Annotated in this window: 12 protein-coding genes and 1 pseudogene; 3 read left to right on the forward strand and 10 right to left on the reverse strand. The window is 30.6% G+C overall.

Annotated elements, in window-relative coordinates; all coding sequences use genetic code 11:
- Positions 1–144: 144 nt before the first annotated feature.
- Positions 145–618: pseudogene (locus L8D11_RS01675) on the forward strand (GNAT family N-acetyltransferase); the annotation flags it as partial.
- 97 nt (positions 619–715) lie between these two features.
- Here the strand turns inward: L8D11_RS01675 and L8D11_RS01680 are convergent.
- Genes L8D11_RS01680 through lpxD form a run of 8 tightly spaced genes read right to left on the reverse strand, consistent with a single transcriptional unit; the run spans position 716 to position 7,044 of the window.
- A complete protein-coding gene (locus L8D11_RS01680; RefSeq protein WP_236869946.1) occupies positions 716–934 on the reverse strand; it encodes a hypothetical protein in 219 nt (72 codons plus the stop codon).
- A gap of 36 nt (positions 935–970) precedes the next feature.
- Complete coding sequence (locus L8D11_RS01685) at positions 971–2,683, reverse strand: 30S ribosomal protein S1 (protein WP_236869947.1); 1,713 nt, start codon at positions 2,681–2,683, stop codon at positions 971–973.
- Positions 2,684–2,704: 21 nt separating this feature from the next.
- Positions 2,705–3,346 (reverse strand): (d)CMP kinase, encoded by a 642-nt coding sequence (gene cmk / locus L8D11_RS01690; protein WP_236869948.1) that lies wholly within the window; start codon positions 3,344–3,346, stop codon positions 2,705–2,707.
- Positions 3,343–3,951 (reverse strand): 3,4-dihydroxy-2-butanone-4-phosphate synthase, encoded by a 609-nt coding sequence (gene ribB / locus L8D11_RS01695; protein ID WP_236869949.1) that lies wholly within the window; start codon positions 3,949–3,951, stop codon positions 3,343–3,345. The genes cmk and ribB overlap by 4 nt, the downstream gene beginning before the upstream one ends.
- A gap of 2 nt (positions 3,952–3,953) precedes the next feature.
- Positions 3,954–4,775: an LpxI family protein gene (locus L8D11_RS01700; protein ID WP_236869950.1), complete on the reverse strand. Its 822-nt coding sequence runs from the start codon at positions 4,773–4,775 to the stop codon at positions 3,954–3,956.
- Positions 4,768–5,571 carry an acyl-ACP--UDP-N-acetylglucosamine O-acyltransferase gene (lpxA, locus tag L8D11_RS01705; protein ID WP_236869951.1) on the reverse strand — a complete coding sequence of 268 codons (804 nt, stop codon included), beginning with the start codon at positions 5,569–5,571 and terminating at the stop codon, positions 4,768–4,770. The genes L8D11_RS01700 and lpxA overlap by 8 nt, the downstream gene beginning before the upstream one ends.
- Positions 5,572–5,582: 11 nt before the next feature.
- Positions 5,583–6,035 carry a 3-hydroxyacyl-ACP dehydratase FabZ gene (fabZ, locus tag L8D11_RS01710; RefSeq protein ID WP_236869952.1) on the reverse strand — a complete coding sequence of 151 codons (453 nt, stop codon included), beginning with the start codon at positions 6,033–6,035 and terminating at the stop codon, positions 5,583–5,585.
- Positions 6,036–6,039: 4 nt separating this feature from the next.
- Positions 6,040–7,044, reverse strand: coding sequence for a UDP-3-O-(3-hydroxymyristoyl)glucosamine N-acyltransferase (gene lpxD, locus L8D11_RS01715; protein ID WP_236869953.1), 1,005 nt, complete (start codon positions 7,042–7,044; stop codon positions 6,040–6,042).
- 142 nt (positions 7,045–7,186) lie between these two features.
- Here lpxD and ykgO point away from each other — a divergent pair, with 142 nt between their 5' ends.
- On the forward strand, positions 7,187–7,312 hold the full coding sequence (gene ykgO / locus L8D11_RS01720; RefSeq protein ID WP_126044791.1) for a type B 50S ribosomal protein L36: 126 nt from the start codon (positions 7,187–7,189) through the stop codon (positions 7,310–7,312).
- A gap of 2 nt (positions 7,313–7,314) precedes the next feature.
- Complete coding sequence (locus tag L8D11_RS01725; RefSeq protein WP_236869954.1) at positions 7,315–7,938, forward strand: ribonuclease D; 624 nt, start codon at positions 7,315–7,317, stop codon at positions 7,936–7,938.
- A gap of 107 nt (positions 7,939–8,045) precedes the next feature.
- Here the strand turns inward: L8D11_RS01725 and L8D11_RS01730 are convergent, their stop codons facing one another.
- Together L8D11_RS01730 and L8D11_RS01735 are read right to left on the reverse strand one after the other, a co-directional pair.
- On the reverse strand, positions 8,046–8,858 hold the full coding sequence (locus L8D11_RS01730) for a hypothetical protein (protein ID WP_236869955.1): 813 nt from the start codon (positions 8,856–8,858) through the stop codon (positions 8,046–8,048).
- 103 nt (positions 8,859–8,961) lie between these two features.
- Positions 8,962–9,148, reverse strand: a 187-nt coding sequence (locus L8D11_RS01735) for a hypothetical protein (RefSeq protein WP_236869956.1), incomplete at its 5' end; no start/stop codon positions are given.

Consider the following 9,148-nt stretch of genomic DNA (forward strand, 5'->3'; position numbering starts at 1 on the left):
AACTTTCTTGAATTCCTATTATTCTATCAGCTTTTATACCAAACTTATCGTTCTTCTTTATATGAATCTAATTTTTTAAATCCATTTATTGCATATCTTCCTTGCTTTGCATTTATGCAACGGCCTTGAGAATATTATAAATTATATTCAGACCCTGCAGTTATGGAAAAATATTGCGAAGGTACACCTAGAGATAAAGCGCAAGTAGATAAATTAATGGAATATTATCTAAAACGAAAAGAACCAAGTTACTTTAGCATATTTAAAAAGGGTTCTTCAGATTTTATAGGAACAATAATTTTAACTGGTAGAAATCAAAATTCAGGTGAAATGTTACTAGGATATCTAATAAATACAGAATATTGGGGAAATAATTATGTAAAAGAGGCTCTATATTGCTTGTTATTTTGCCTTTTTCCTTTAACTTATCAGGATATATCTTTAATTAGGGCTACCACAAGAGATGATAATCCAGCTTCTATAAATATTTTAGAAAAATTTAATTTTATACGTGTGGAAACAGTTGAAAAATTTGGTCATAAAAGATTAACTTATGAACTTAACACTGTAGAAGTAGCAAAATTTCATAGAAATTTTAAAATAGTTGATATTATTTGATATCAACCAATTGAAAAAACTAGTTATTATTTTTTAATAACACCTTTGAGTACAAAGTTTTGAATCGTAGTGAAATAAGCTTTAAAATAGCATCGTACTAATCAAAAAGCTTTTTCCTTAATTTTTTGATGCTATCTTTTGATAAATGTTTTTTCTTAATTTCTTCGTATTTTTTTTCAGTTTTTGCTTCTAAATTTTTCTTAAAATTATCAAATTCCTTTTGCACAGCAGAGTGTAATAAAAGTTTTATTATAACTAAACATACTACTGCTGAAACAAAAACATTCCACAGAGTCAAAAACAAAAACTTAAACATTTAAGCCCATTATTAATAACAAAGCTAAATATCTTACTATTTATTCTCTCTCTCCTGTTTTTCAATTGCCGCACCTAATATATCTCCAAGGCTAGCACCACTATCAACAGATCCATATTCAGCAATTGCTTTCTTTTCTTCTGCAATTTCTAAAATTTTAACTGAGAAATTCAACATTCTTTTACTTTTATCGTATGAGATAATTTTCGCATCTATTCTATCACCAACAGTAAACCTTTCAGGCTTTTGTTGATCTTTATGTTTAGATAAATCATATTTTTTTACAAAGCCTTTTACGCCTTCTGGAGCCTCGACGTATAAACCATCTTTAGTTACTTCTAAAACTTTACATGTTACTACTTCAGCCTTAACTAGTTTATCAGTAATTTCCTTATAATTGTTTTCTTCAAGTTGTTTTATACTTATAGTAACTCTCTCTCTCTCTAAATCAGAACTCAAAACCACCCCTTCAATGTCATCTCCAATTTTATAATTTTTCAAAGCATTTTTCGGATTATCATCCCAATTAATCTCAACTGCCGGAACTAATAAGTCTAAATCATTTTCCTTACCATCTTCCATGACGTTAACAAATAATCCAAAATCAACTACTTTCTTGATTTTTGCCTTAACTTTTGTTCCAACTGGATATTTGTCAACAAATTTTTTCCATGGGTTCTCTGTACATTGTTTGATACTCAAGCTTATTCTATGCTTGTCAATGTCTAAATCTAATACCACAGTTTCTACTTCATCTCCAATATTAACAAGTTTAGTTGGGTGAGTATTCTTAGTATTCCAATCAATTTCATTTAGATAAACCAACCCTTCTATCGATTTTTCAAGTTCAACAAACACACCATAATCGGAGATGCTTATAACCTTGCCCTTATGCTTTGTACCAACAGTATACTTCTTCTCTAAACCCTTCCATGGATTGTCACTAAGTTGTTTAAGTCCTAAAGAAACTCTTTGAACTTCAGGATTATATTTCGTAACAATAACTTTAATTTCTTGTCCTAAGGTAATTTTTTCTGAAGGGTGTGACACTTTATCCCATGAAATGTCTGTAATATGCAATAATCCATCAATATCACCCAAATCTATAAATGCACCATAGTTAGTAATATTTTTTACTACTCCATCAAAAATCATACCTTCTTTAATACCAGCTAAAAGTTCATTTTTAGCTTCCTTTCTTGAATCTTCAAGTATCGCTCTCCTAGATACAACAACGTTGCCTTGTTCTCTATCTATTTTTAAAATTTTAAACGGTTGCTCAATATTCATTAATATTGATGGGTCCTTTATAGGCCTAATATCTAATTGACTACCTGGTAAAAAGGCTAATATACCCTCAATATCCACAGCAAAACCGCCTTTATTGACCTTACCTATTATTTTTCCACTAATACTACCATCATTTTCACTCAACTCCTCAAATTTATTCCAAGCCATCTCTTTTGCTACTTTATCTCTACTTAACTGAGTGCACCCATTTCTTCCTTCTAATCTATCAATATATACTTCAACCTTATCACCTACTTTAAGTTCTTCTTTATTTGAAAATTCATTAATTGATACCCTTCCCTCACTTTTTAGACCCACATCAATGAAAATTGTATCACCTGAAATATTTACTACTTCGCCTGTGACGATAGAACCCTCTTTCGGTTGATTTTTTAAACTTTCCTCCAATAATTGAGAAAATTTTTCTTGTGAGAAATTTGGTACGTTTTCTATATTCATGTCCTTTTTTTTCGTTAATAATTAATTATTTTTAATCTTTTTTAATACTACTTTTAGCACTTCATCAATACTGATCTTACTCGTATCAATCAAAAAAGAACCCTTAGCTCTAACTAAAGGTGCGATATCACGACTTGCGTCCCTTTCGTCTCTGATTTTAAGATACTCAAGCACTGATGACAGTTTAAAACTTTTTCCGTTTTTTTGCAACTGTTTATACCTTCTATTTGCTCTTTCCTCAATCGATGCATCAAAAAAAAATTTATAATTTGCATTTGGAAAAACAACTGTGCCTATATCTCGCCCATCTATTACGACACCTCGCTTATTTTTTGCAAATTTTCTTTGAATGTCAAGCAGTGCATTTCTTACATTTTTCAAAGTAGCGATTTTAGATGCAACATCACTTATATTATCAGAATAAAGTTCTTTTAAATCTATTTGTTTATCAAAATCAATTTTTTTTATTAATTCTGTTAAAACATGATCGTCATCTAGTGCTGAATTTTGCATATCGCAGTAATATGCCACTTTTCTAAACATTAAACCTGTATCTAAGTAGTCATACCCAAGTTTTTCAGCCAATAATTTTGCAACGGCACCTTTTCCGGATGCAGCAGTACCGTCAAATGCAATTACAACAGTATTAGAAGTATCGTTCATTTTGCGTTATTAATATACTGAACTAGTTTTTCGACACTAGAAATCTTCATACCGTGCTTCTTAGAAAACTTAATCAAATCATTTCTTCTTGCCATGGTACCATCATCATTTATGATTTCGCAAATAACCATTGCTGGCTTTAATTTTGCAAGTTTTGCTATGTCGACTGCAGCTTCGGTATGTCCCCTCCTTTCAAGAACACCATTTTCCCTGGCAACTACAGGGAAAATATGCCCAGGAACTTTAAAATCTGCTATTGTTGAATTTTCATCAACCAATTTTTGAATAGTATGAACTTTGTCTATAGCGGACATTCCAGTAGACACTCCCTGCCTAGAATCTATAGAATAAGTAAATGCTGTTTCAAATTCATCTATATTTCTTCTTGGATGTAGTTTTAAATCAAATTTATTAGCAATATCTCGATCAATAGCGACGCATATTAGCCCTCTTGCAAACATAATCATTAAATTGATAATCTCAATTGTGATGTGTTGAGCAGGAACAATTATATCTCCTTCATTTTCTCTATCTTCATCATCAGTAATAATAAAAGGTCTGCCTAATTTAGCTTCTTCAATTATATCTTTAATTGGATCGAACATTTTTAAACTCCGTATATAAAAATTTTATTTTCATTGGCTAACTCTATAGTATCTTTACTTGCAAGAATAATTGATTTTTTTGCCTCAACGACTATACCTTTATAAGCATATTTTGCAATATTTTTTATTGTATCTGGCCCAATACAAGGTAAATCCACTCTTTTATCTTGATGAGGTTTGCACATTTTGATTAGTATCCCACCGCTATTTCTATTTCTATATTTAGCACACCTGCTGATTAATTCATTAGTTCCTTCCACCGCTTCCACTCCAAGCACTAAACTTTGGTCAATAATAAGGGCCTGACCCACATCATAACGTATAATTCCTTTTAGGATATCTATTCCCCTCTTTATATCAATATCCATTTGCTCATCAATTGGAACATTCGTCATATTTCCTTTTTGCGTTAAAATATCTTCAATTATTTCACTCGGAGAAATAATTTCAAATCCATTTTCCTCTATAAATTTTATTATCGTTGAATAAATGTTATTATCATTGAATCCAGTTTTAATTATTTTCGCGAATATTCTCATCCCAATCTTATCGAAAATTAACTTTGATAAATTAGCTCTATCAACTCTACCTGCAATAACAATTTTGGTTAAGTTATTTTTATTTAGATAATCAAAAATTCGGCTTATATCGTATGGTCTAAATGAATCATATACAGTATCCTGAAAAATTTTTTGATTTATCTCACCCTTTAATCCAATTAATTTTGACCTGATACCTTTTTTAAAGCATTCATCATATACCATTTTAGGCAACAATCCTTGGCCTGCAATTATACCAACGCCATCAAAATCTTTATTAATCATTTAATTCCCATTTATGGCTTGGCATACAAAATCCTCTTTTACCATCTTCTTCTAAAAAGTTAATTATCTCTCTAGATTCGTTGTTGTCGTAATTGTTTTTAATTATTTTAATTCTTTCGTCAAATCCTTTATTTATATCTTTACCAAAAATTACCTTAAAAATGTTCTTAATACTATTTATGGTATCCTTAGAATAGTTATGTCTTTTCATTCCAACTATGTTTATTCCGACAATTTTAGCTCTATCACCTGCAACACTTGCAAATGGTGCAACATTTTCAACAACAGCACTTACCCCACCAACAATTGCAAATTTTCCAATTCTAACAAATTGATGAACTGCTGCAAGTCCACCAATTATAACGTTGTTACCCAAAACCACATGCCCTCCAAGAGTTGCATTATTAGCAAGAATAACATTGTTTCCCACAACACAATCATGCGCAATATGAGAGCTAATCATTAATAAACAGTTATCACCTATAACTGTTTCCATATTTCCATGTTTTGTACCTGTATTTATAGTACAATATTCTCTAATAATATTATTTTTTCCTACTATTACTTTTGATTCCTCACCACTATATTTTAAATCTTGTGGAGGGTAGCCAATGGAAGCAAATGGAAATATCTCAGTGTTTTCCCCAATATAGGAAAATCCATCAATACAAACATGAGAATGTAACCTTACGCCCTTAGCTAATTCAACATTTTTTCCAATCGTGCAATACGGGCCTATAATTGCTTCTGAGTGAATTTGAGCGCCTTTTTGAATAATTGCAGTTTTATGAATCATATCTATCTATTTTACTCTTTTACCAACATCGCAGAAAAAATAGCATCTGCCACCTTAACATTATCAACTTTAGCCTCACCACTCATTTTCCAAACATTTCTTCGTGCTTGAACTTGCTCAACACAAATATACAAGCTATCACCAGGTACCACCGGTTTTCTAAAGTGAGCCTTTTCTATAGACATAAAATATATTATTTGATTTTCAGTCTTAAAATCTTTATCGTTCACACTTTTTGATGCAAAAACTGCCGCTGCCTGTGCCATAGCTTCAATAATTAATACTCCAGGCATAACAGGTTTTTGAGGAAAATGTCCATTAAAAAAATCTTCGTTAATAGTCACATTCTTTAACGCAATAATGTTTTTATTTAGATTCAATTCTAACACTTTATCTAATAGCAAGAATGGATATCTATGTGGTAGTATTTTTTTTATTTCAGAAATGTCCAATACGCTTTTCATATTCTTATTTCATTATTTGTTTTTTTAAAAAGATATTTTGCCTATGCCAGTTATTTATTTTAATTGCCGGATAACCTCCTATCACCTCCCCTTCTTGAATATTGTTTACTACTCCAGACTTGCCTGCAATCATAACCTTATCAGCTATATTTAAGTGACCAACAACACCCACCTGCCCTCCAATCAAAACATTTTTACCAATTTTAGTACTACCTGATATCCCAGTTTGAGCTGCAATTATAGTACCCTCACCAATAACAACATTATGACCAATCTGAACAAGATTATCAATTTTGCAATTATTTTTAATTACAGTATTTTCTAAGGCTCCTCTGTCTATGCAACTATTTGCTCCTATTTCGACGTTATCACCTATTTCAACTATACCAACTTGTCTTATTTTTGGACCACCAGGAATAAAGCCAAATCCATCCTGCCCAATTCTAACCCCGCTATATATAGAACAATTCTTCCCAATCATTGCAAAAATTATTGTTACATTAGATTCAATACTAGTATTTTCTCCAATAACAACATTATCACCTATTACAGTGTTGTAGCCAATATATGAATTTTCACCAATCTCAGCGTTTTTGCCAATTATCGCTCCCTCACTAATGCAGCAATTCTTGCCAATTTTTGCAGAGGGCTCAATGAAAGCTGATTTTGAAATGGTATGAGATCTTATATTTTTAGGGTAAAATTTATCAATTAGTTTTGCAAAAACAAATTGCGGATTTTTTGTTATAATCAATGTAGTTCCATTTGGAGCATAATTTTTATCTTCTTGTTTTAAAATGCAAGCCCCAGCTTTAGTATTTTTCAGACTTTCTGTGTATTTTGGATTGTGAAAAAATGTAATATCTTGTTTAGAAGCATTATCAAGCGTTGAAGTATTGGAAATTAATATCTCACTATTACCTATTACTTCTTGAATGCCCTCTATATCGCTTATCAAATCCTTTAATAAAAAAGGGCCAGTTTTTTTGTGAAAAACTATTGCTCTCATTATATAAAATGGTTAAAAAATGTTTAAATTATAATTTAAACTCATTTTCTATATTTATAAACTATTTTTGTCTATAAAAAGCTTGTAATTTTTCTGAAAAAATACTATTTATGTATCTTCAATTGAAGAACCAACAAATAAAATGAAAGTATTGTCATCATTAAAGTCTGCTAAGAAAAGAGATTTAAATTGCAAACTAATAAAAAGAAAAGGTAAACTGTATGTCATCAATAAGAAAAATCCTAAATTTAAAGCTAAGCAAGGCTAACAATGCAATATGATTACAAATATCATATTGATGATATTCCAGGTAATTTAAACCTAAAAGGTGATTTAGCAATTGATACTGAGGCTATGGGCTTAAGCAACCATAGAGATAGATTGTGTTTATTACAAATAGCTGACGAATTAAACGATATTCATTTAGTGCACTTTAAGAACAGAAATTACAGTGCCCCAAATTTGAAGAAGCTTCTTATTGATACTTCAAGAGTCAAAATTTTTCATTTTGCCAGATTTGATGTCGCAATTATTCAAAAATACCTGGAGATTGATATAGACAATATTTTTTGTACAAAAATTGCATCAAAGCTATGCAGAACATATACTTGTCATCATAGTTTGTTAGAGCTTTGTAGTGAGTTGCTTGACGTGAAAATTTCCAAGCAACAACAATCATCAGATTGGGGAGCTCTATCACTTAACAAGAAGCAATTGAACTATGCAGCTCAAGATGTAAAATATTTACATCAATTATATGATAAAATGTGTCTTCTATTATTAAGGGAAAATAAAATGGAGATTGCGAAAGCATGTTTTAAATTTCTGCCAACAAAAACAAAACTTGATTTATTGGGTTGGCTAGAGCATGATATATTCTCTCATCAATCGTAAAATACTAAAATCAAAGCTAGATTATAGCGCGTAAAAATAAACACAAGGTGAATTTGATGTTAGCTTAAAGATTGTTTAAACTAACACCAATTAGATAGGTAATGAAACTATACTACTTCTTCAGTAGTAAATACCAAATCATAAATACCGGTGACCTTACCGTCATCCCATTCAGTTGTAGCAACATTTAATATCCCTTGCTCTTGTTGCTCATTGCTAGCAATTTTAGAGTCATTAAAATTAAATGCTTTAATTCCAAGGTCTTTTAATGATCTTAATTCTCCATCTTCCACGCTACCATTACTATTTTTATCTTGCCATATATAAAAATCTTTAAATTTATCATCCTTATCATCAAAAATTTTATCTTTGTTGGTATCAAATACTTCAAGCACTGCGTCAAAATCTGTCTTTGCATCTTTACTCCACTCTGTCATAACTATGTTTTTATGATCAGCATACTTTATGTTGTCGTTATAATTATAAAATAATATACCATCGTTTTTGCTTACCCATGAAGTCTTTGAAATTACTCCATTGTATTCAAAATAAGTATTTGAACCTTTCAAACTTATTAGTTCTATCTCTTTTCCCTCCTCAAAGGTAATCCCAATAGGCACATACGCCTCAATCTTAAAGCTAATTCCAGTAGGCACATCATCAAGCGATGTAATGGTTCGGCTTGAATCTGGTATATTTATACCTCCTGTTTCCGAAGGTTTTTTACACTTAGCACAAATACAAGAAATAAGTTTCATTGTAAGCATTCCTAGCGTAAAGGCACCTGATAACCATGTATATTCACTTAAAATAACCTTTTTAAAAAATTCAAAAACTCCATTATTGGACGAATTTTCTTTATCACTACTAGATACATTTTCTGTATCATTAATAGACGCATTCTCTTTATTATTACTCATATGTTTCTCCATAAATTGTTAAAATTTCAATGTGTTTAAAATTTTATCATTCACACACTATATTATTAAGTATATAAGTCTACTTATAGTTGTTCAAGTATTTTTATATAAAAAATGTAAAATACTCTAACCTTAGGCGTACTACCGGCTCTGATCGATTATAGAAAGACCATTGCATAATAGGCAGAAAGAAACATATATGATAGAATGAAAAGATAAGTACATACGAAAGAGGAGGCAAAATGTCATTTTTAGTAAGAGAAGCAGAAGAACGTATAGAGAAGAGTAAG

The organism is Candidatus Bandiella numerosa, from assembly GCF_021811875.1.
GTDB classification, from domain to species: domain Bacteria; phylum Pseudomonadota; class Alphaproteobacteria; order Rickettsiales; family Midichloriaceae; genus Aquirickettsia; species Aquirickettsia numerosa_A.

Bases quoted from the DNA above. Each gene is read 5' to 3' on its own strand.
- L8D11_RS01680 (WP_236869946.1), bottom strand. From the start codon at position 934: ATGTTTAAGTTTTTGTTTTTGACTCTGTGGAATGTTTTTGTTTCAGCA.
- L8D11_RS01685 (WP_236869947.1), bottom strand. From the start codon at position 2,683: ATGAATATAGAAAACGTACCAAATTTCTCACAAGAAAAATTTTCTCAA.
- cmk (WP_236869948.1), bottom strand. From the start codon at position 3,346: ATGAACGATACTTCTAATACTGTTGTAATTGCATTTGACGGTACTGCT.
- ribB (WP_236869949.1), bottom strand. From the start codon at position 3,951: ATGTTCGATCCAATTAAAGATATAATTGAAGAAGCTAAATTAGGCAGA.
- L8D11_RS01700 (WP_236869950.1), bottom strand. From the start codon at position 4,775: ATGATTAATAAAGATTTTGATGGCGTTGGTATAATTGCAGGCCAAGGA.
- lpxA (WP_236869951.1), bottom strand. From the start codon at position 5,571: ATGATTCATAAAACTGCAATTATTCAAAAAGGCGCTCAAATTCACTCA.
- fabZ (WP_236869952.1), bottom strand. From the start codon at position 6,035: ATGAAAAGCGTATTGGACATTTCTGAAATAAAAAAAATACTACCACAT.
- lpxD (WP_236869953.1), bottom strand. From the start codon at position 7,044: ATGAGAGCAATAGTTTTTCACAAAAAAACTGGCCCTTTTTTATTAAAG.
- ykgO (WP_126044791.1), top strand. From the start codon at position 7,187: ATGAAAGTATTGTCATCATTAAAGTCTGCTAAGAAAAGAGATTTAAAT.
- L8D11_RS01725 (WP_236869954.1), top strand. From the start codon at position 7,315: ATGCAATATGATTACAAATATCATATTGATGATATTCCAGGTAATTTA.
- L8D11_RS01730 (WP_236869955.1), bottom strand. From the start codon at position 8,858: ATGAGTAATAATAAAGAGAATGCGTCTATTAATGATACAGAAAATGTA.